This window comes from Paraburkholderia sp. RL17-383-BIF-A (assembly GCF_046028015.1).
In the GTDB taxonomy this organism is placed as follows: Bacteria; Pseudomonadota; Gammaproteobacteria; order Burkholderiales; family Burkholderiaceae; genus Paraburkholderia.
The window spans coordinates 1-19,983 of record NZ_JARESR010000033.1; the positions used below are offsets into that span (position 1 = coordinate 1).

At 60.9% G+C, this 19,983-nt stretch carries 19 protein-coding genes; 10 read left to right on the forward strand and 9 right to left on the reverse strand.

Annotated elements, in window-relative coordinates; translation table 11 throughout:
* A partial coding sequence (locus tag P0D71_RS28745) for a hypothetical protein (protein ID WP_408483208.1) occupies positions 1-343 on the forward strand: 343 nt, incomplete at its 5' end.
* On the opposite strand, the gene P0D71_RS28750 is transcribed toward P0D71_RS28745, so the two are convergent.
* Entirely contained in the window at positions 331-1,125 is a 795-nt protein-coding gene (locus P0D71_RS28750) for an SDR family NAD(P)-dependent oxidoreductase (protein WP_408483209.1), read from the reverse strand. The two genes, P0D71_RS28745 and P0D71_RS28750, sit on opposite strands and share 13 nt — an antisense overlap.
* Before the next feature lie 248 nt (positions 1,126-1,373).
* On the opposite strand from P0D71_RS28750, the gene P0D71_RS28755 reads away from it, so the two are divergent.
* Positions 1,374-1,904 (forward strand): MarR family winged helix-turn-helix transcriptional regulator, encoded by a 531-nt coding sequence (locus P0D71_RS28755; protein WP_408468809.1) that lies wholly within the window; start codon positions 1,374-1,376, stop codon positions 1,902-1,904.
* A 185-nt stretch (positions 1,905-2,089) separates the two neighbouring features.
* On the opposite strand, the gene P0D71_RS28760 is transcribed toward P0D71_RS28755, so the two are convergent.
* From P0D71_RS28760 to P0D71_RS28770, 3 genes are all read right to left on the reverse strand, one after another.
* Positions 2,090-2,806: a helix-turn-helix domain-containing protein gene (locus P0D71_RS28760; protein ID WP_408483210.1), complete on the reverse strand. Its 717-nt coding sequence runs from the start codon at positions 2,804-2,806 to the stop codon at positions 2,090-2,092.
* 289 nt (positions 2,807-3,095) lie between these two features.
* Complete coding sequence (locus P0D71_RS28765) at positions 3,096-4,208, reverse strand: NADH:flavin oxidoreductase (RefSeq protein WP_408483211.1); 1,113 nt, start codon at positions 4,206-4,208, stop codon at positions 3,096-3,098.
* Positions 4,209-4,290: 82 nt separating this feature from the next.
* Positions 4,291-5,094, reverse strand: a complete 804-nt coding sequence (locus P0D71_RS28770; RefSeq protein WP_408354442.1) for an SDR family NAD(P)-dependent oxidoreductase — start codon at positions 5,092-5,094, stop codon at positions 4,291-4,293.
* A gap of 140 nt (positions 5,095-5,234) precedes the next feature.
* Here P0D71_RS28770 and P0D71_RS28775 point away from each other — a divergent pair, with 140 nt between their 5' ends.
* Positions 5,235-6,155: a LysR family transcriptional regulator gene (locus tag P0D71_RS28775; protein WP_091793403.1), complete on the forward strand. Its 921-nt coding sequence runs from the start codon at positions 5,235-5,237 to the stop codon at positions 6,153-6,155.
* 248 nt (positions 6,156-6,403) lie between these two features.
* Positions 6,404-6,880 (forward strand): nuclear transport factor 2 family protein, encoded by a 477-nt coding sequence (locus P0D71_RS28780; RefSeq protein WP_091793405.1) that lies wholly within the window; start codon positions 6,404-6,406, stop codon positions 6,878-6,880.
* 235 nt (positions 6,881-7,115) lie between these two features.
* On the opposite strand, the gene P0D71_RS28785 is transcribed toward P0D71_RS28780, so the two are convergent.
* The 3 genes from P0D71_RS28785 to phnA form a co-directional block, all read right to left on the reverse strand.
* The gene (locus tag P0D71_RS28785) at positions 7,116-7,640 is read right to left on the reverse strand and encodes an MmgE/PrpD family protein (RefSeq protein ID WP_353615888.1); all 525 of its coding nucleotides are present in this window, start codon (positions 7,638-7,640) and stop codon (positions 7,116-7,118) included.
* Positions 7,641-7,844: 204 nt separating this feature from the next.
* Positions 7,845-9,299 (reverse strand): phosphonoacetaldehyde dehydrogenase, encoded by a 1,455-nt coding sequence (gene phnY / locus P0D71_RS28790; protein WP_408483212.1) that lies wholly within the window; start codon positions 9,297-9,299, stop codon positions 7,845-7,847.
* A 14-nt stretch (positions 9,300-9,313) separates the two neighbouring features.
* Entirely contained in the window at positions 9,314-10,549 is a 1,236-nt protein-coding gene (gene phnA, locus P0D71_RS28795) for a phosphonoacetate hydrolase (protein WP_408303322.1), read from the reverse strand.
* 223 nt (positions 10,550-10,772) lie between these two features.
* Between phnA and P0D71_RS28800 the strand changes: the two genes are divergently transcribed.
* The 5 genes from P0D71_RS28800 to P0D71_RS28820 all read left to right on the forward strand — a co-directional run bounded on the left by P0D71_RS28800 (position 10,773) and on the right by P0D71_RS28820 (position 17,412).
* The gene (locus tag P0D71_RS28800; protein WP_091793411.1) at positions 10,773-11,828 is read left to right on the forward strand and encodes a putative 2-aminoethylphosphonate ABC transporter substrate-binding protein; all 1,056 of its coding nucleotides are present in this window, start codon (positions 10,773-10,775) and stop codon (positions 11,826-11,828) included.
* 119 nt (positions 11,829-11,947) lie between these two features.
* Positions 11,948-13,039 carry a putative 2-aminoethylphosphonate ABC transporter ATP-binding protein gene (locus P0D71_RS28805; protein WP_091800390.1) on the forward strand — a complete coding sequence of 364 codons (1,092 nt, stop codon included), beginning with the start codon at positions 11,948-11,950 and terminating at the stop codon, positions 13,037-13,039.
* Positions 13,036-14,763 (forward strand): putative 2-aminoethylphosphonate ABC transporter permease subunit, encoded by a 1,728-nt coding sequence (locus P0D71_RS28810; RefSeq protein WP_408483213.1) that lies wholly within the window; start codon positions 13,036-13,038, stop codon positions 14,761-14,763. Before P0D71_RS28805 ends, P0D71_RS28810 begins: the two co-directional genes overlap by 4 nt.
* Positions 14,764-14,798: 35 nt before the next feature.
* Positions 14,799-15,929: a 2-aminoethylphosphonate--pyruvate transaminase gene (locus P0D71_RS28815; RefSeq protein ID WP_408354464.1), complete on the forward strand. Its 1,131-nt coding sequence runs from the start codon at positions 14,799-14,801 to the stop codon at positions 15,927-15,929.
* Between the two features lie 94 nt (positions 15,930-16,023).
* Positions 16,024-17,412 carry an FAD-dependent oxidoreductase gene (locus tag P0D71_RS28820; protein WP_408483214.1) on the forward strand — a complete coding sequence of 463 codons (1,389 nt, stop codon included), beginning with the start codon at positions 16,024-16,026 and terminating at the stop codon, positions 17,410-17,412.
* Between the two features lie 9 nt (positions 17,413-17,421).
* Here the strand turns inward: P0D71_RS28820 and P0D71_RS28825 are convergent, their stop codons facing one another.
* Both P0D71_RS28825 and yghU read right to left on the reverse strand, forming a co-directional pair.
* Positions 17,422-18,144, reverse strand: coding sequence for a phosphonate utilization associated transcriptional regulator (locus tag P0D71_RS28825; RefSeq protein ID WP_091793417.1), 723 nt, complete (start codon positions 18,142-18,144; stop codon positions 17,422-17,424).
* Positions 18,145-18,329: 185 nt separating this feature from the next.
* Complete coding sequence (gene yghU / locus P0D71_RS28830; RefSeq protein WP_408303331.1) at positions 18,330-19,205, reverse strand: glutathione-dependent disulfide-bond oxidoreductase; 876 nt, start codon at positions 19,203-19,205, stop codon at positions 18,330-18,332.
* A gap of 316 nt (positions 19,206-19,521) precedes the next feature.
* Between yghU and P0D71_RS28835 the strand changes: the two genes are divergently transcribed.
* Positions 19,522-19,941, forward strand: coding sequence for a DUF1810 domain-containing protein (locus P0D71_RS28835; protein ID WP_408483240.1), 420 nt, complete (start codon positions 19,522-19,524; stop codon positions 19,939-19,941).
* Positions 19,942-19,983: the final 42 nt, after the last annotated feature.

The window sequence follows — 19,983 nt, forward strand, 5'->3', positions numbered from 1 at the left end:
CGTTGGAATTCCGATGTTCATTTACCCACTTACCTTCTGGTTAAACGTGCTCTTTGAATTGCATGTGCTCAATAGCTGCGTGTTCAATTTCGCCTTGCTTATCCGTCGTCCCCTGATTGATCGAGACAACAGCGAAGGGGAGGTGCAAGCGCTCGGGCAGAGTGATTCCGATATCGAACCGCCATGGCGTCGCCGCGACACTCGATCTATCGGCGCCGCCGTGGGGCAAATCGTATCGAGCGCCGATACCGCCGTTGTCGGAAACAGGATTCCGGCAACGGCGAATGTCCCGTCACTCAAAGATTTGGGCGGCCCGCAGCTTCGCGCGCGTTACGCCTTCTGATAGCGCGGCGCGGGCGTGCCGGTCTGGGTAGCGGCGAACAGAGCGGCGCGAGCGGCGTCGTACTTTTCCCACAGGCTTTCATCAGCGACCGACGGCCACGTCAACTTCTCGCCTCGGTCAAAACCAATCAGGGCTGCATCGACCATGTTTTCGGTGCTCATCACACTCTCCTCGCGCAAGGCCGACAGAGGGATACCCGACTCGTCCCAGATCTCGGTTGCCGTGGTCGCCGGCAGAACAACCTGCAGTCTCACACCCGTGTTCTTCAATTCATCCTGGAGACCGCGGCTGAATGCCAGAACGAAAGACTTGGTGCCGCTGTACACGGAGCTGACCTCCCACGAGTGGACCGATAGCACCGACGCAACATTGATGATGTCCCCTTCATTACGTTCGAGGAAACGGGGCAGCACAGCGTGGGTGAGTCGTGTCAGTGCCGCGATGTTGAGATTGATCTGTGCCATCGAGTCGCTGACGGGCGTCTTCCCCAACGGGGTGAAGCGCGCCAGGCCAGCATTGTTGACCAGCAGTGTCACGCTGGAATCGCTGGCCAGCACGTGCTCGACCTTGGCGAGTTCAGCTTCCTTGGCGAGGTCCGCTACCAGGACCTGAACCTTGACGCCATAGGTTTCCGACAATTTCTGCGACAGTGCCGACAGGCGATCCGCGCGCCGGGCAACCAGGATCAGGTCGTAGCCGCGCGCAGCCAGACGGTCGGCATAGACGGCGCCAATGCCTGACGAGGCACCGGTGACCAGGGCGGTTTTGTTGCTTGCAGTCATTTTGCTACTCCAGTGGGTTAGGTTGAGCCTTCAACCATATTGATTGAGGGCTCAAGTATAAAGCCGGGCTATAGGCTCGTGTCAATAGTGAAGTGCTCAACTATTTTTTGTCAGGAGAAAGTTTCAGCGATCGAACTGAAGGCGGCAGCCCCGATCGCAGAGGGGCGCCGGGCGTCGACCGTGCCGATCTGCGGAAACAAATATTGCGGGGGCTTGTCAATACTGCAGTACTCAACGATCCTTACGCCATGAAGAAGAAATCTGCTGATATGGCGGGCGCTGGCAGCCCGCGCGTGCCCCGGAACGAAGAAAAGAGCATCTTCGAGTCGTTGGTGTGCACAAACACTGCGCTCAGGCGAGCCGCGCGCCGGTTGGGCACGCTGTACGACGATGCGCTCGCACCGCTCGGGCTGAAGGCCACTCAGGTGGGATTGCTGGCGGAAATCGAGCGGATGACTGCCGAGTCCGGGGGGCAGGCCCCCACGCTCCAGGATCTGGCGACGAAACTTGCGATCCAGATTTCTGCCGTTACACATGCGCTGAGACCCCTCGTCCGAGATGGTTTTGTCGAACTGCAGCCCGACGAGCACGACAGACGGGCGAAGCGCGGAGCGCTCACCACCGCTGGGGAGGCGCGGCTGCACGAGGCTCTTGTGCTCTGGGCTACCGCAAATCAGCGAGTCGAACAGGTCCTTGGGAGCGATTCCGCCTCCGCATTGCGCGCTTTGGCTGACCACGTCGCATCCGATGAGTTTCTGGCGGCGTACGGTCGCAGCTAGGCGAAAGACGCTCGCCAGACCGTGTTCGCCCGGAGACCAGTTCGATAGCGTGTGGATTCTCGCAATCTCTGGACATTGACGACGGCTCGGGTGTAGACGCCAGTGCAAGGAGGAGCGCCGGTATTCGCGCGTGCCTGGTACAGGGAATGCGCGGAACGGCCGCGGGCGATTCATGGCAGCGATGTTCATGATGTTGCTGCCTCTTCTGAGCAACGCGTTGGCGAGATGGCAGCCACGGGGTGATCCACCATCGCCCGCCAGGAAGCGGGCGTCTCGCCGACTATTTTCTTGAACACGGTCGCGAAATGCGCATGCGACTGGAAGCCGCACTCGAGCGCGACGTCGAGCACTCTTTGCTGGGACGATCGCAACAGTTGCTGCGCGCGGTCGATACGTCGTTTCAGCAGATACTCATGAGGCCGCACGCCGGTGGCGCGCCGAAACTGGGAGGCGAAGTGCATACGCGAGAGACCCACGCTCGCGGCAATGTCTTCCAGCTTGACCTGCTCAGACAGGTGATCCTCGATAAAATCCATCGCGCGATTCAGACGCCATGGTTGCAACGGTGCCGCCTCACGCTGGACAGCAACGCGAGCATAGTGGCGAGCGACGATTCGCGACACGACGGCGAGGCTCACCTGCTCGACGAACATCTTGCCGAAGAGAGCGCCGTTGCTCCGTGCGGCAATGAGCGCCTGGCTGAGACTTTCAAGCACCGGATCGCGGATCATGTGGGGACTGTCGAGCATAATGGCGCCTGCGCTGGCACCCTCGAAAATGTCCTGATAGCACTCCGCCAATATCTGCTGTGAAACGAACAGATGAGTCAGGTCGGCGGACGAGTTGAAAATGGTTCGGGTCGATACGCCCGGCGCAGTGACCTGCGCAATGCCCGGCGTCATTCGACCCTGCGCGACGCGCCGGCCGGCATGGCTGAACGTGAAGTTAGCCCACTTCAGGTTCAGCGCAATACAATGCAATTCGTCATTGCCCGGGTTCGCCACTTCGAGTGGTGCATCACCGGCGTGAGTCCATCGCGTCACGACGACTGCGCCAGGATTCGCACGAGCCTCAACCCGATCTGCGTCGGCGCAGCGCCAGTGCACTTCGCTAGGAATGCTCGATGGGGGAAACGATGCCATAGCGTGTCCGTCCTTTCACAATGTTGAGCTTCGACATGGCGGCAGCCAGTCAGATCAGTTCTGCCAAGGTCGACTGCTCGAAGGTCACGATCGAGTCCTGAGCGCCGTCCCTGACTTTCCTCACCCAATTCGGATCAGCCGCCAGCGCACGTCCAACCGCAACGAGGTCGAACTCTCCATCGCCGAGGCGGTGCAACAGCGAGTCCAGCGAGGCAGCCTGGTGCTGGCCGTATTGCCGATCGGTGTCTCGAGCGTGGAGCGTGTGCAGAAAATCCGGCCCTTCGAGACCGATGGAGCCGACAGTCATAGCCGGCAAGCCGGTAATCTTTTTTGCCCAGCCCGCAAGATTAAGTGAGGAATCCGTAAATTCAGGTTCCCAAAAACGGCGCGTCGACGCATGAAAAATGCTCACACCTGCGTCCGCAAGAGGAATCAGCAGTTGTTCCAGTTCGCCGGGCGTGCGGGCTAGCCGGCTGCTGTAATCCTGAACTTTCCACTGCGAAAAACGCAGCGACACGGTGAAGTCATAGCCGACCCGGTTGCGGATTGCCTTGACGATTTCAGTGGCGAATCGAGTGCGTCCAGCGATGCTGCCCGCGTACGAATCGGTGCGGCGGTTCGTCGCCTCCCAGAAGAACTGGTCGACAAGATAGCCGTGCGCACCATGTATCTCGACGGCGTCGAAGCCGATCGCGCGCGCTGTTTGTGCGGCTTGCGCAAAAGCTTCTATCGCGTCCGCGATCTCGCTGTCGGTCATTGCATGCGAGTGGGCTCCCTCTGAGGAGGGACCCTCAGACGGTGCGCTGGGTTCGGGGCCCGTGCCGGGTTCGCGCCGCAGCCCCATATGCCAGAGCTGGACCGCAATCTTGCCACCGGCAGCATGGACGCCGTCGACTACATGCTTCCACCCGAGGATGCTTTCGGGCGAATGGATGTTCGGAATGGCTTCGTCACTCGACGCCGCCGGCCGCCCGATCGTCGTTCCTTCAGTGATGATCAGGCCGACGCCTCCCTCGGCGCGGCGTCGATAGTACGCAGCCACGTCCTCACCAGGAACGCCGCCCGGGCTCTTACGCCGCGTCATCGGCGCCATCACGATCCGGTTCGCCAATTCAAGTCCCGCGCCGTTAAACGGAGTAAACAGGTTAGTCTTTTCGCTCATTCGAAGCCTCGAATCGGTTATGCCGATAAACTTTGCGGCTGTGTCGGCGGTTCGCCAACGAACCCCATTCATGCAGAAGCGGTTACGCGACGTTGTAACGGGAAGCCGGCTTACCCGATTGGGATGCCAGGAACAGCTTTTCGCGCGCCTGGTCGTACTCTTCCCACAACCTCAAGTCTTCAACCGACGGCAAGGTGATCGATTCGCCTTGTGCCAAACCGGCCAACGCGGCGTCGACGAGATGGTCGGCGCTCATGACAACGCTCTTATCCAGGTTGGAGACAGGGAAGCCCGCGATGTCCCAGAAACCTGTGTGAGTCGCCGCCGGCATGACCAGTTGGACTTTTACGTTGGTGCCCGCGACTTCCTGCTGAAGCCCGCGAGTGAAGCTCAGGACATAACCCTTGGTGCCGCTGTACACGGTGCTGACAGGAAGTGTATGAAGCGCGAGGACGGAGCTGATATTGACGAGCGTCCCTTTGTCCCGCTGCTTGAACAACGGAAGAATGGCGTACGACAGGTGGACGAGTGCATCCACGTTCAGTGCGTTCATCGTTTCGAGGTTGCTGAGCTTCGAGTCCGTGAAACCGCCGAGCGTGCCGGCGCCGGCATTGTTGACGAGCATCGTGATGGTTGCGTCACGGGTAATGGCGGTCACCACCGTCTCGACGCCGGATTGTGTCGTCAGGTCTTCGGCGAGGAACGTCGCACGAATGCCAAACTGCGCTGACAGGCTTTGGGCCAGTTCGCTCAGACTATCGGCACTCCGGGCGATCAACAGGAGGTCATATCCCTGCTTTGCAAGACGGTTGGCATAGACCTTGCCGATGCCGGCCGATGCGCCAGTAATGACTGCAGTACCTTTGCCTGAAGAATGGGTGCTCATAAAACCTCCGTGGGACGGGTTGGATTGCGTGCTGGGTGGATCTCGCTTTCGATGGGTGGACTTTGCTGGTTTTTTTGGCATTGATATAGACGGTGGGCGCTCATATCATTAAGTCCACCCGGGAATAGGTGCCGCTCAAAATGGATAAGCTGCAGGCCATCACCGTCTTTGTCCGCGTCGTCGAGGCAGGCAGTTTTTCGGCGGTCGCACTTCAAACCAACACGACGCAGAGCGCAGTCAGCAAACAGGTGGCGGCGTTGGAGCGCGAACTCGGCACCAAACTGCTGACGCGTACGACCCGCTCGCTCGCCCTGACGCAAGAAGGTGAACGCTATTTCAACCGGGTGCGACGCCTTGTGGCCGAGATGGACGAGGCCGAGGGCGAGTTGCGGCGCGGTGAGCAGCAACTGGTTGGATGGCTGCGAATCGCGGCGTCGGTTGGGTTCGGTCGAATCAAGCTCATGCCAATGATTCAGACCTTCCTGGCTGCGCATCCCGCGGTGAAGATCGATATCCGTCTGCAAGACAGCGTTGTCGATCTGGTTGAAGAGGGAATCGATGCGGCGGTTCGTATCGGCGACATGCCGGACAGTACTTTAATTGCGCGTAAGGTCGGCACTTCTCCCCGGCACATCGTCGCACACAACCGCTATTTGTCGTCGCTTCCGAAGGGACTGATGGCGCCCGTCAAGCCTGAGGATCTCGCTGCGCACAACTGCGTTGTCTACACGGAATTGCCCATGCGCAACAACTGGACTTTTACCGCGGGCAGCGCTGCGCTGGAGCCAGAAGGGACAACGCGAGTCGTTCGTGTAGCGGGTAATCTGCAAAGTAACAGCAGTGAAGTGATCCGTGCATCGGTCCTCGCGGGAATGGGCATCGGGTGTTCGCCGACCTGGCTTTTCCATGAAGAAATCGCCAGCGGCGAGGTCCAGCTACTGTTGGCCGACTGGCGACCTCCGCCGGTCTCTATTCATCTGGTCTATCCACGCGAACGACGGAACTCAGCGAAAGTGAAGGCCTTCGCGCAGCACGTCGCGAGCGCATTGGCTGACGGGTAGCAGTACTGTTGGATTAGCCAGGTCAATCTGGCGGCACATAAATCGCTCCTGCACGAATGACGACTCAGAGGCAGATCAAAACTTGAGGGGCCCGCTTCGCGCGGACAATGTTTCCGTGCGAATCCTAAATCGCTCGGCGCGGAGTAAAGCCCCTGTCGAGGTAGTCAGACAGACTGGCGGCGTCTCAACACAAAAGCGTCGCCGGTGTTTCTCTGCATGCGGCGGCGCCCGCAACCAAAGGAGCTGTCATGTCTGAAAATACCCCCATCCCTCCGTTCCCACCGTTCACTCTGGAGACAGCCACGCAAAAGGTGCGCGCCGGGGAAAATGGCTGGAACTCTCGCAATCCGGAGAAAGTGTCTCTTGCCTACACGGTTGATAGCCGTTGGCGCAACCGTTCCGAATTCATCACCGGCCGCGAACAGATCGTGCCCTTTCTGCGCCGCAAGTGGGAGCGCGAGCACGAATACCGCTTGATCAAGGAGATTTGGGCGTTCACGGAAAATCATATTGCAGTCCGATTCGCTTACGAGTGGCACGACGATGCGGGCAACTGGTACCGTTCATTCGGTAACGAAAACTGGCAGTTCGCCGAAAACGGTCTGATGGCTGTGCGCCATGCATCCATCAACGATGTGCCGATCAAAGAAGCCGATCGCAAGTTTTTCTGGGCGCTGGGCCCTCGCCCGGAGGATCATCCGGGACTCAGCAGTTTTGGGTTCTAGAAACGACGCCGGTCTCTTTCTCGTCGGTTCATACTCCTCTGCCGCGCGAAATGTAAGGGGGCGATACCTATCGTCGACTCAATGTCGGATTGCGGCAGGGGAGTACTCATGTGGCGGTGAATTTGCGGCGATGCCGTTGCGTTCGAAACGGGTCGTTCGTTCAAGCGGTGAGCGCGGCCTCGCCAAACCTTCAGTCTCCTTCGCGAGCCGGTGAGACGCCACTTCCGGCTGCTTTTCAGCTACTGTGGCAGCGCGGACAAGGCGATTCTCCGGCGCTGTCCAGTTGTTCGACGTGCCAGCATGTGTCGATCAGTTTGCGGGTCCTATCCGGCGATAGAATTCCTTCGGCCAGGTCCGAGAATTTCTTCTCGAGTTGCTGATCGGTCATCGGCACTTCGGTGCTGCCGATCGCGTGCTGGATGAATTTATGCAGCTTGCGCCCGTCCTTCAGTGTGATCGTCATGTCGACCTGCTCCGGCTTGATGGCCTGGTCGACGATGGTATTCACCTTCTGGCGCAGTGCCACCGTCATCGGGTCACGCACCTTCGCGTCGCTGAACTGCTTCTCACCCGCCGCGCCGTCGATCACGGCAATTGCCACCGCGTGATAGATGCTGAACTTGCCCTCGAGTCCGATCTGCGGGGTCTTCTTGCCGGTCGCCGCGGCCGCACCGAATACGCCACACGGGCGGCGCGCCGATTGATTAAAACGTCGGGCCGAGATAGCCCGGAAGTCCCGGTGCGCTTTGCTGTTCGCCAGTCGAAGCGCTCGTCGCTGTCCGGACGAGGCAGTGCGGAGCGGAAAAAGCGGCCCAACGGAATTCTTTCAGCTTCGTGGTGGGTGAAAGATAAACATCTATCACCAACCACGAGACGAGCAATGTTGCTGACCGCCGGAACGCCTGCACACGGTCCCACGCGGTCAGTGTCAACTCAGCATAAAAGGCGCCTCAACATATCTCCCTCACCATGGCAGCGAGTAGGTCTTGGTATTGGTGAAACTCTTCATGGCTTCCTGCACGCCTTCCTTATAACCGAGTCCCGAATCCTTCACGCCGCCGAACGGCGTCAGTTCGAGTCGATAACCCGGTACTTCGCGTACATTCACGCTGCCCACTTCCAGTTCGGTGACGAACCGCGTGATGTAGTCGAGTCGGTTCGTGCAGACCGACGATGACAACGCATAGTCGGTGCAGTTGGACATGCGGATCGCTTCGTCGATATTGGAGAAGCGCATGATCGGCGACACCGGCCCGAACGTCTCGTATTTGACGAGCGGCATGTCGGGCGTGACTCGATCCACGACGGTCGGCGAGTAGAGCGCGCCATCCCGGCAGTTACCCGCCAGCAGCCGCGCGCCGCGCGACAACGCGTCGTTGACCTGCTGCTCGCAGAACCGCGCGGCCGCCTCGTCGATGACGGTGCCCATGTCGACCGCGCTATCCGCGGGATTCCCGTATTTCCACGCGCGCGTCTTGTCCACGACGAGTTCGGTAAAGCGATCGGCAACCGACTCATGCACCAGCATGCGCTTGATTGCCGTGCATCGCTGGCCGGAATTCTTGTAAGAGCCCGACACGGCGAGTGAGCTGGCTTCGTCCAGATCGGCATCTTCCATCACGATGATCGGGTCGTTGCCGCCGAGTTCGAGCACCGCGCGGCGGTAGCCCATCCGGGCGGCAATCGATTTGCCGATCGACACGCCACCCGTAAACGTAATGAGATCGATCGCGGGGTTCGTGATCAGCTCATCGGCAATGACGGCAGGGTTGCCGGTCAACACTTGCAGCATCTGCACGGGCAGACCCGCCTCATAGAGAATGTCCGCCAGCAGATAGCACGACAGCGGCACCTTCTCCGACGGTTTGACGACGATACGATTGTTCGTGGCGATAGCCGGCACGATCTTGTGCGCCACCTGATTCATTGGATGGTTGAACGGCGTAATCGCGGAAATCACGCCGAGTAACGGATCGCGTTGCGTATAGACGCGGCGTTTTTTTCCGTGAGGCGTGAGATCGCACGAGAAAATCTGGCCGTCGTCTTTCAGCACCTCGCCCGCCCCGAAAACCAGCACGTCGGCGACGCGGCCGGCTTCGTAGGTCGAGTCCTTCCAGCACAAGCCGGCCTCCGCCGTGATGAGCGCGGCGATTTCGTGCGTGCGAGCCCGCACCGCGTCGGCTGCGCGCCGCAGGATCGCCGCCCGCTCATAGCGGGTGAGGGCGGGGCGATACGCGCGCGCAAATTCGAACGCGTGACGCACGTCTTCCAGCGTCGCTTTAGGCACGGTGCCGACCAGCGTGCCGTCGTAGGGATTACGCACTTCGATCACTTCGTCGCGATGGACTTTTTCTCCACCAATACGCAACGCTTCATGACGCACCTGCCACTGAGCTTTCGTTTCCGCAATAGCGTTCATATCCGGTCCCCGGTTCATTGAAGGTGATTGAGTGCGATATCGATGATGTCGAAATTGCGCAGCCGTGCCCGCTCGACAACGGATTTCGCGACCGGTTGATTGAACAGCAGCGGCACGATCTGTTCGGCGAGGCCGCCGTGCGAGCGCAGCGGTACATCGAGGCCGGACAGGTCGTGTTTGATGCGCCGTGTGCCGAGCACGACATCGCGCGTCGAGATCACGATCAGGTCGCCCATGCGCGCGGGCGGAAGTTCGAAGCGCGCGCAGCCTTCGGCGCCCGTCAGCACGACTTCGATGCCGGGTTCCGCCGAGAGCCGACGGCGCATCGCCTCGACATCGGCCGAAGGCGGAAGGTAGACCGTGGCGAACGATCCCAGCGCGCCGTGATGCACGACGTAGGGGTCGGTGATCGGCAGAATCACGCGAGCGGCGTCGTGGCCGAGCCACTCGTCAAAGCGCTCCTGAAGATAAATCACGTTGGGTTCGCCGTCTTCGTTGTGCTTCGCATTCATGCCGTGATCAGCCGTGATGGCGACAATCGCACCGAGTTCGTCGAGCCGCCGCAGGTAGCCGTCCATCATCTGGTAAAACGCGTTCGCACCGGGCGTGCCGGGCGCGCACTTGTGCTGGACGTAGTCCGTGGTCGACAGATACATGAGGTCGATCGCGCGGGTTTCGAGCAGGCGCACGCCTGCAGCGAATACGAATTCCGACAGGTCGGCGCTGTACACGCTCGGCACCGGCTTGCCGACCAATTCCAGCAGGTTGTCGATACCGTTCTCCTCGATCGTCGCCTCGTCGGCTTTCTCCGCGGAGAAGCACACGCCCGCCAGATCTTTGCCTAACAGGCGGCGCAATTTGTCTTTCGCGGTGACGACCGCCACATGCGCACCCTTTTCGGCGAAACCGGCCAGCACGGTGGGCGCGACGAGGTACTTCGGATCGTTCATCAGCACCTCGGTGCCGCTGTCGCGATCGAAAAAATAGTTGCCGCTAATGCCGTGAACGGCAGGTGGCACGCCCGTCACGATCGACAGGTTGTTCGGATTCGTGAAACTCGGCACGACGCATTCCCCCTTGAGCGCCGTGCCGGGATGCAGCAACTTGCCGAGAAAGGGCGCAACACCCGCCGCTGCCGCCATCTCCAGATATTCATAGGCACAGCCGTCCACACAGACCACAACGACGGGTCGATGCATCCAGTTGTAGCTACGGCCGTTCACTTCGATGGAAACCGGTGTTGCGCTCATGACGTGTCCTTTGGCTAGGGTAAGTCGGGTGTTGGGGATGAGGCGTTATGTGGCAAAGTGTGGCAATACTTGACATTAAAATTGATGTTTTGTAGATTGTCAACAACAGACAACATTCTCGAATCCAAAAAAAGCAGTCGTCACGAAGCTCGTAAGCAGCAGTCCCGTAGCACCGGTCGTTTTCGTCGCTGGCCGCGACGCCACTTTCTCAAGGGGTCTGGAAATGAAGGATAAGCAGGGGTCAAAGGGTCGCAGCAGTCGCTGGAATGTGGCGTTGCGTGGTCTCGTTGCCGCCGCCGTCGCATTCGGCGCGGTCCAGTTCGCGCAGGCGAAAACGCAGTTGCTCGTCTATACCGCGCTCGAAGACGAAGCCATGAAGCCGTACAAGGACGCTTTCGAAAAAGCCAACCCCGACATCGAAATCCGCTGGGTGCGCGATTCGACGGGCGCGGTGACCGCCAAGCTGCTCGCTGAAAAAAGCAATCCGCGCGCCGACGTCGTGCTCGGACTCGCGGCATCCAGTCTGACGCTGCTCGATCTGCAGGGAATGCTGATGCCCTACGCGCCGAAAGGCTTCGACAGCCTGACGCGCAAGTACAGCGACGCCAATACGCCGCCGCACTGGGTCGGCATGGACGTATGGGGCGCGACGGTCTGCTACAACCGCGTCGAGGCAGAGAAGCGCCACCTGCCTAAGCCGACCTCATGGGAAGACCTGACCAAGCCCATCTACAAGGGGATGATCGTGATGCCGAGCCCGGTGTCCTCCGGTACGGGCTATCTGGACGTGACCTCGTGGCTGCAAACGTTCGGCGACGACAAGGGCTGGAAGTACATGGACGCGCTCGACAAGAACGTCGCGCAATACGTGCACTCGGGTTCGAAGCCCTGCACGCTGGCCGGCACCGGCGAGTTTCCGATCGGCATCTCATTCGAATTTCGCGGGCACGAGTTGCAGGCCCAGGGCGCCCCGATCGATCTCATCTTCCCGAAAGAGGGACTGGGGTGGGATATGGAAGCGACGGGGATCATGAAGACCACCAAACAGCCCGAGGCGGCCAAAAAACTCGCGGATTTCATGGCCAGCAAGGAGGCCAATGAAATCACCGCGCAATGGTGGGCGATCGTTGCGTATCCCGGTGTCGCGAAGAAGCTCTCCGGCATTCCCGACAACTACTCGGAACTGCTGGTGAAAAACGATTTCACCTGGTCGGCGAAAAACCGCGACGCGATTCTCGGCGACTGGCAGAAGCGCTACGGCAGCAAAGAGCAGAAGTAGGAGCGGCTTCGACAGGGCTTTGAGGAGCGCCGGGCGTGCGGTACGCACGCCCCGAACAAACGGTGAAGCAACGCGCGGCGGCGCGTCGCCGCCATGCAGGCTTGGCATCGGAGGAGTTTATGACAGCGTATTTGAGCGTGCAGAACGTCTACAAGCGGTTCAATGACACGCCGGTTCTGGAGGACATCAACCTTGGCGTGAAGCAGGGAGAGATGATCTGTTTCCTCGGCCCATCGGGATGCGGCAAGACGACTTTGCTGCGCATCATCGCAGGCCTCGAAACGCAGAGTGCCGGCCAGATCACGCAGGACGGCCGCGATATTTCGCGGCTGCCGCCCCAGCTTCGCGATTACGGCATCGTCTTTCAGTCGTACGCGTTGTTCCCCAATCTGACCATCTTCGACAACGTGGCCTACGGTCTCGTGAATCGCAAGATGAAGCGCGCGGCGATCGCCGATCGCGTCAACGAACTGCTCACGCTCGTGGGCCTGCCGGACGCGCAACGCAAACATCCGAATCAGCTGTCGGGCGGTCAGCAGCAGCGTATCGCCCTGGCGCGGGCGCTTGCCACCTCGCCGGGGCTGCTGTTGCTCGACGAGCCGTTGTCAGCGCTGGATGCGCGTGTGCGAGTGCGGCTGCGTCAGGAGATACGTCAGTTGCAGCAGCGGCTCGGCGTGACCACGATCATGGTCACGCACGACCAGGAAGAAGCGCTTTCCATGGCCGACCGGATCGTGGTGATGAATCAGGGCGTGATCGAGCAGATCGGCACACCGCACGAAATCTATCGCGAGCCGGCGTCGCCGTTCGTTGCCGATTTCATCGGCAAGGTCAACCTGATTCCCGCCGAAGTGACACGCGACGGCAACCTCAAGGCGGGCTCGCTGGCACTGCGCTACGGGTGCGGAACGCAGCGCGCGGTGCCGGGCTCCAGAGTGTCCGCCTTCGTTCGTCCGGAAGACATCCATATCAGCGCGCCGGGTAGCGCCGCGGACAATCTGCTGCCGGCTTCGGTGGAGAAACTGGAGTTCCTCGGCGCGTTCTGCCGGGTCAGTTTCAAGGTGGACGGTCTCGGGGAGCAGGAAATCGTCGCTGACCTGTCGTTTCACGAGATGCATCGGACGAGTCTGCAGCAGGGGGCGCGCTTCGATCTGGCCATTAGCCGCGAGCACGTGTGCGTGTTTTCGGCTGCGAAGGAGCGACTTCAATGAGTGCCGTTCTGTTGGAGCGTCGCAGCGGCGACGAGGCGCACGCCGAAGTGCGTCAGAAGAGCCATTGGCACGACCGGGTCGCGCAGTTGGCGCTCGTGCTGATGTCCGCGTTTCTCGGCGTGTTTTTGCTGCTGCCGCTGGCTCTGGTGGTCGGTAAATGCTTTGTGGACGCGGACGGTCATTTTGTCGGATTGGTCAATTTCAAAGGCTATCTGGCAGATTCGGGCGTGTGGACCTCGACGCTGCATTCGGTCACGGTCGCCTGCCTGGTGACGGCCATCGTGATTCCGATGGCATTCACGTTTGCCTACGCGCTGACCCGTTCGTGCATGCCGATGAAAAACGCCGCGCGCACGGTCGCGTTGTTGCCGCTGCTCGCACCGACGTTGCTCTCCGCTGTGTCGTTCATCTACTGGTTCGGCAACTCGGGCATCCTGAAACCGTTGCTTCACGGACATTCGATCTACGGGCTGCCGGGCATTGTATGCAGTCTGGTCTATGCCGCGTTTCCGCATGTGCTGATGATTCTCGTGACGGCGCTCTCGCTGTCCGACGGGCGCCTGTACGAAGCAGCGGACGCAATGGGCACGCGCCGCATGCGCAAGTTCTTCACGATCACGCTGCCGGGCGCGAAGTACGGCCTGATCAGCGCAACGATGGTGTCGTTTACGATCTGCATCAACGATTTCGGTGTGCCGGTCGTTATCGGCGGGCCTTATTCGGTGCTCTCCACCGACATCTATAAGCTGATCATCGGCTTGCAGGATTTCAACCGGAGCGCGGTTGTCAGCCTGCTGCTGCTGTGTCCCGCGCTGGTTGCGTTCGCGATCGACTTTTTCATTCGCCGCAAGCAGCAGTCGCAACTCGGCGCGCGTTCCACGCCTTATCAGCCGAAACCCGCGCGCGGCTTCGACATGGCCATGCTCGGCTACTGCGGCCTCGTGTGCGCTCTGGTGCTGGCAGTGGTCGGCATTTCCGTGTTTGCCTCCTTCGTGAAGTTCTGGCCGTATCAGATGAGTCTCGGCTTGCAGCACTACAAGATGGGCCTGATTGGCGCCGGGATTTTCGACGCCTACAAGAACAGCCTGAAGATGGCGGCATGCGTGGCGATCGGCGGCACCATCATCGTGTTCGGCGGCGCGTATCTCGTCGAGAAGACGCGCGGACCGCGCTGGTTACGCGGCTTTATCAATCTGTGCGCGATTCTGCCGATGGGTGTGCCGGGGCTCGTGCTGGGCATCAGCTACATCTTTCTTTTCAACTCGCCCGCCAACCCGCTCAACGGCCTTTACGGCACGCTCGCGATACTCGCGATCGTGACTGTGGTGCATTACTACTCGTCGAGTCATCTGACCGCCGTGACCGCGCTGCGTCAGATCGACAATGAGTTCGAGGCCGTCTCCGCGTCCTTGAAAGTGCCTTTTTACAGAACGTTTTTCCGCGTCACCGTGCCGGTCTGCCTGCCGTCCATCCTGCAGATTGCTCGCTATCTCTTCGTCAATGGCATGACGACCGTGTCCGCCGTCGCGTTTCTTTATTCACCCGACACGCAACCGGCCTCGGTCGCCATTCTCAATCTCGACGACGCCGGACAGATCGGACCGGCCGCGGCGATGGCCACGCTGGTCCTCGTGACAGCGGCGCTCGCCTGTCTGCTGTTTGCCGGCGTGTCGCATGGCGTATTGCGCAGAACCCAGGCATGGCGCACGTCGCGTCGTGGCTGAAACAGAAACTTCATCTGGATCTACAAGGAGCTACCGTGAATCTGTCCTCCGCACCCATTCTGCTTACTCCTGGTCCGCTCACGACCTCCGAGCGCACGCGTCAGGCGATGCTGCGCGACTGGGGATCATGGGACGGCGATTTCAATCAGATCACCGCCCGTGTCCGCCAGCAGACGCTGCGCATCGTGCATGGCGAAGACACGCATGAGTGCGTGCCGTTGCAAGGCAGCGGCACCTTCTCCGTGGAAGCCGCGATCGGCACGCTGGTGCCACGCGACGGACGGGTGCTGGTGCCGAACAATGGCGCGTACTGCCAGCGCATCGCGAAGATTTGCCGCGCACTCGGCCGGCGCCATCAGACCATCGACTATCCGGAAGACACGCAGGTCAAAGCGGCGGATGTCGATCGCGCGCTGGCGGCCGACCCCGACATCACGCATGTCGCGCTCGTGCACTGCGAAACCGGGGCGGGCGTGCTCAACCCGCTCCATGAGATTGCCGAGGTGGTCGCGAAGCACGGGCGCAGTCTGATCATCGACGCGATGAGTTCGTTTGGCGCCATTGATATCGATGCACGCCGAACGCCATTCGACGCGGTGGTGGCGGCCTCCGGGAAGTGTCTCGAAGGCGTGCCCGGCATGGGGTTCGTGATCATTCGCCGCAGCACGCTGGAGCGCTGCGAGGGCAATAGCCCATCGCTCGCGATGGATCTGTACGATCAGTGGGTCTATATGAACCGCACCACGCAATGGCGCTTCACGCCGCCTACCCATGTCGTCGCGGCACTCGACGAGGCCATTGCGCAATACGTGGAAGAGGGTGGTCTCGAAGCGCGCGGCGCACGCTATGCAGGCAATTGCCGCGCGCTGATCGAAGGCATGGCGGCACTCGGTTTTCGACCCTTTCTCGATCCGTCGATTCAGGCGCCGATCATCGTCACGTTTCACGCCCCCGACGATCCTCGCTATGACTTCAAGACCTTCTACACGGAAGTGAAAAAGCGCGGCTACATCCTGTACCCCGGCAAGCTGACCCAGTTGGAGACGTTCCGTGTCGGCTGTATCGGGCACTTCGGCGAATCGGGCATTCCGGGTGCGGTCGCGGCGATTGCCGACACGCTCAGAGTGATGGGAATCGAGCGGGTTTCGGCGAAAGCGCTGGCCTGAAGCGGCCGGCGCGGAGGCTTGTTCTTGCTTGAAGCGCGAGCAAGCCTCGCTTTCTCCGAATGGAATACAACCGTTGGGTCAATGCGAGCCATTTATGCGTCCGTTCTGGATTGAACAAGCACTCTTTGCCGACGGTTCGTTGGCGCCCGCCTTGCAAGGCGCGACGACTGCGGATGTCTGCATCGTCGGCGGCGGCTTCACCGGTTTGTGGACGGCCATTCAAGCCAAACAGAAAAAGCCCGACCTCGACATTGTGATCATCGAGAGCGATCTGTGCGGCGCGGGCGCGAGTGGCCGCAACGGTGGCTGTCTGCTGACGTGGTCGACCAAGTTCTTCACGTTGCGGCGACTGTTTGGCGAGGCGGAGGCGATCCGGCTGGTGAAAGCGTCCGAAGCGGCCGTCGGGCGGATTCGCGACTTCTGCGCCGACAACGCGATCGACGCCGAACTGCGGCTCGACGGCACGCTCTACACGGCGACTTCACGCGCGCAAATCGGCCTGCTCGACCCGGTCATTGCCGCGCTGAGCGAACACGGCATCAATTCGTATCAGCATCTTTCGCCACAAGAAGTGGCGAGCCGATCCGGCTCCGCGCGCAATCTCGGCGGCGTGTATTCGCCGGTCGCCGCAACGGTCCATCCGGGCAAGCTCGTGCGCGGGTTGCGGCGCGTCGCGATGGCGATGGGTATTCGTCTTTACGAGCGCACGCCGATGCTAGACTTCGCCGCCGGCGAACGCGTGACGGTGCGCACACCCGCCGGCAGCGTCACCGCGTCAAAACTGGTGCTCGCGATCAATGCGTGGATGGCGAGCCGCTTCCGGCAGTTCGAGCGGACGCTGGCGGTCGTTTCAAGCGACATGATCGTCACCGAGCGATGCCCGGAGTTGCTGCAGCAAATCGGTTTGAAAGACGGTGTGTCGGTGCTCGACTCGCGGATCTTCGTCTACTACTACCGCAGCACGCCGGACGGGCGGCTGATGCTGGGCAAGGGCGGCAACACGTTTGCCTGGCGAGGCCGGATCGCCCCGGTGTTCGATCAGCGCTCGCCTTATGAAGCCGATTTGACGCGAGGTCTGCACGATTTCTTTCCGGCGCTGCGCGACGTGCCGGTCACCGCGAGCTGGAACGGCCCATCGGATCGGTCTGTCACCGGCTTTCCTTTTTTCGGCCGGCTCGACGGCGCACCAAACGTGCTCTACGGCTTTGGCTATTCCGGCAATGGCGTTGGACCGACGTATATGGGCGGCCAGATCCTGTCCTCGCTGTTGCTCGAACTCGACAACGAGTGGACGCGTAGTCCTTTGACGAACGGCCCGTTAGGGTATTTTCCGCCCGAACCGATCCGCTTCGTGGGCTCGATAACGGTGCGTGATGCAATCCGGCGCAAGGAGCGCGCGGAAGACGAGGACCGCCAGCCGTGGCTCGTCGATCGCCTTCTCAGCAAACTGGCGAGCGCCGCCGGCAAGTCGGATAAAGGGTAGCGGCGCCGCTCAGCCGGTCTGGCTCGCGGTGGGCAGCGGCGCTGAAGCAACCCAGCGCTCGTGGGCGCGCCGCATTCTGGCGAGGCCGTGCGCCACGTGTTCCCGCACGAGCGCGACGGCGCGCTCGGCGTCGCCTTTCGCGAGCGCGTTGACGATTTTTTCGTGCTCCGTGACCGACGTTGTCAGCGCGCTCTTTTCCGTTTCGATGGCCGCTTGACGCAGTAACCCTAGCTGACGCACGAGATGGCGATACGTTTCGAGCAAATGCTGGTTGCCCACGCCCGAGACCATGGCGTCGTGCAACTGGACATTCAGTGTCGTGTACCGGGCGAGGTCGTGGTCTTTCTTCGCCGATTTCATCGCGGCGATGATGCCTTTTAGCGTGGCCAGCGTTTCAGGCGTCATTCGCTCGGCTAGTGCGCGGGCCACCGATTCGTCCAGCATTGCGCGCACTTCGTAGATCTCTTCCGCTTCGCGCAGCGACAACGCGCGCACCGTGACGCCACGGTTCTTTTCGGTTTTCAGCAAACCCGCCTGTTCCAGCGCTCGAAACGCTTCGCGCAAGGGTCCGCGCGACACGTTCAGCCGCGCGGAAACTTCGACTTCGTTCAACTTTTCGCCGGGGGCGAATTCGCCCGAGGCGATACCGCGTTCAAGCGTTTCCTGGACTAACGTGGCAAGCGAGTGCCGCTGCAGCAATTCAATCGCGCTGGATGGGGTTGGCGTGGTCATTGATGAGCGGTTGAAAGTGAGGGTTTGGAGTGCGTAGGGTTGGCTTTCCGAACATAGCGTGACGCCTTGTTTATTGTCAACAACGATCCGCACGGCGGTGCGGGCCGCGGGGGTTTCGATCAGGAGCTCGTGACCGTTGAACGCTCCGCGATGTCCGCCCAACTCCCGCTACTTCGCTACTCCCGCTACTTCTGTGCGGCCAATACGGCCTGCGTGCCCGTCTCGAAGTCGGAGGCGTCGTGGCGCTCGTGTAATTGATCCGACAGCTCGCCAAAGACACGGTTGACCATCCGTCCGCGACGCACGGCCGGGCGTTCGCCGATCGCATTAGCCCAGCGCTGAACGTGCCGATAGTCCTGCACCGACAGGAATTCGGCCGCATCGTAGAGCCACCCTTTGACGAGGCCGCCGTACCAAGGCCAGATCGCCATGTCGGCGATCGTGTACTCACTGCCCGCCACGTATTCGTTATCCGCGAGCCGCTGGTCGAGCACGTCGAGCTGACGTTTGACTTCCATGGCGAAGCGGTCGATCGCATATTCGATCTTTGTCGGCGCGTATGCGTAGAAGTGGCCGAGGCCGCCGCCCAGATACGGCGCGCTTCCCATCTGCCAGAACAACCACGACAGGCATTCGGCGCGAGCGCCGGGCTCGGTCGGCAAAAACGCGCCGAATTTTTCGGCGAGATAGAGCAGGATCGAGCCGGACTCGAAAACCCGGATCGGCTTGGGGCCGCTGCGATCCATCAGCGCGGGGATCTTGGAGTTCGGATTCACCTCCACGAAGCCGCTGCCGAACTGATCGCCGTCGCCGATCCTGATCAGCCACGCGTCATACTCCGCGCCGCTATGACCGCTCGCGAGCAGTTCCTCGAGAAGTATTGTGACCTTCACGCCGTTGGGCGTTGCCAGCGAGTACAGCTGAAGAGGATGGCGGCCAACCGGCAGTTCCTTCTCGTGCGTGGCGCCCGCGATAGGGCGGTTGATGTTCGCGAAGCGGCCACCGTTCTCCTTGTTCCAGGTCCAGACTTTCGGCGGCACGTAATCGGCGCGGTCACTCATGCTCAAGCTCCTTGTGTCTCGGGGGACAGGGTGTTTTCGCAGTGAGATTAACAAATCGGCGCGAAATGCGCTGGCGGCCGCGCGCCACCAGGACATGGACCGGGCGCGGCCCGCAGCCTGTCGATCGTGCCTGCGATACGCGTTGGCGCCGTGCGATCCGCATGGACAGGAACGGGGAGTGCTGAGGCAGGGAAATGCGCGTCTGCGCGATTCCCAGGCACCCGGCCACTCAGTCGTAGTGAAAAGATGCTTTGTGGGCTTACCATTTAACACATTGAAACCGCTTCGCATCCAATGCCTGACAAAGGAGCTCATGATGGACGATCCGTACGATCTTCAGCGCTTTGTCGATGCCCAGAACCCGGTCTATGCCGACGTTCGCGAAGAACTCGCCGCAGGGCGGAAGCGCAGCCACTGGATGTGGTTCGTATTTCCACAAATCAGCGGCCTCGGCTCGAGCGCGATGGCGCACCGTTTTGCAATTTCGTCGTTGCCGGAGGCGGAGGCCTATATGCGGCATCCGGTGCTCGGCCAGCGTCTTCGGGAAACGGCGCGGCTCGTCAATCTGGTGCCGGACCGCTCGATCGAGGACATTTTCGGCTATCCGGATTATCTGAAGTTCCGCTCGTCGATGACGCTGTTCGCGCGCGCAACGAGCGACAATGAAGTGTTCGTCGAGGCGCTGCGCAAATATTTCGATGGCGATGCCGATCCCGACACGCTGCGTTTGCTATAGATGCGGCGCAATCGGCCGTGCATCGTGCGGTTGTGATTCGCG

Excerpts from the sequence above, each read along its gene's own strand:
- yghU (WP_408303331.1), bottom strand. The coding sequence starts at position 19,205 with ATGAGTGACCGCGCCGATTACGTGCCGCCGAAAGTCTGGACCTGGAAC.
- P0D71_RS28780 (WP_091793405.1), top strand. The coding sequence starts at position 6,404 with ATGTCTGAAAATACCCCCATCCCTCCGTTCCCACCGTTCACTCTGGAG.
- P0D71_RS28820 (WP_408483214.1), top strand. The coding sequence starts at position 16,024 with ATGCGTCCGTTCTGGATTGAACAAGCACTCTTTGCCGACGGTTCGTTG.
- P0D71_RS28775 (WP_091793403.1), top strand. The coding sequence starts at position 5,235 with ATGGATAAGCTGCAGGCCATCACCGTCTTTGTCCGCGTCGTCGAGGCA.
- P0D71_RS28770 (WP_408354442.1), bottom strand. The coding sequence starts at position 5,094 with ATGAGCACCCATTCTTCAGGCAAAGGTACTGCAGTCATTACTGGCGCA.
- P0D71_RS28755 (WP_408468809.1), top strand. The coding sequence starts at position 1,374 with ATGAAGAAGAAATCTGCTGATATGGCGGGCGCTGGCAGCCCGCGCGTG.
- P0D71_RS28750 (WP_408483209.1), bottom strand. The coding sequence starts at position 1,125 with ATGACTGCAAGCAACAAAACCGCCCTGGTCACCGGTGCCTCGTCAGGC.
- P0D71_RS28800 (WP_091793411.1), top strand. The coding sequence starts at position 10,773 with ATGAAGGATAAGCAGGGGTCAAAGGGTCGCAGCAGTCGCTGGAATGTG.
- phnY (WP_408483212.1), bottom strand. The coding sequence starts at position 9,299 with ATGAACGCTATTGCGGAAACGAAAGCTCAGTGGCAGGTGCGTCATGAA.
- P0D71_RS28760 (WP_408483210.1), bottom strand. The coding sequence starts at position 2,806 with ATGACGCCGGGCATTGCGCAGGTCACTGCGCCGGGCGTATCGACCCGA.
- P0D71_RS28810 (WP_408483213.1), top strand. The coding sequence starts at position 13,036 with ATGAGTGCCGTTCTGTTGGAGCGTCGCAGCGGCGACGAGGCGCACGCC.
- P0D71_RS28825 (WP_091793417.1), bottom strand. The coding sequence starts at position 18,144 with ATGACCACGCCAACCCCATCCAGCGCGATTGAATTGCTGCAGCGGCAC.
- phnA (WP_408303322.1), bottom strand. The coding sequence starts at position 10,549 with ATGAGCGCAACACCGGTTTCCATCGAAGTGAACGGCCGTAGCTACAAC.
- P0D71_RS28805 (WP_091800390.1), top strand. The coding sequence starts at position 11,948 with ATGACAGCGTATTTGAGCGTGCAGAACGTCTACAAGCGGTTCAATGAC.
- P0D71_RS28765 (WP_408483211.1), bottom strand. The coding sequence starts at position 4,208 with ATGAGCGAAAAGACTAACCTGTTTACTCCGTTTAACGGCGCGGGACTT.
- P0D71_RS28835 (WP_408483240.1), top strand. The coding sequence starts at position 19,522 with ATGGACGATCCGTACGATCTTCAGCGCTTTGTCGATGCCCAGAACCCG.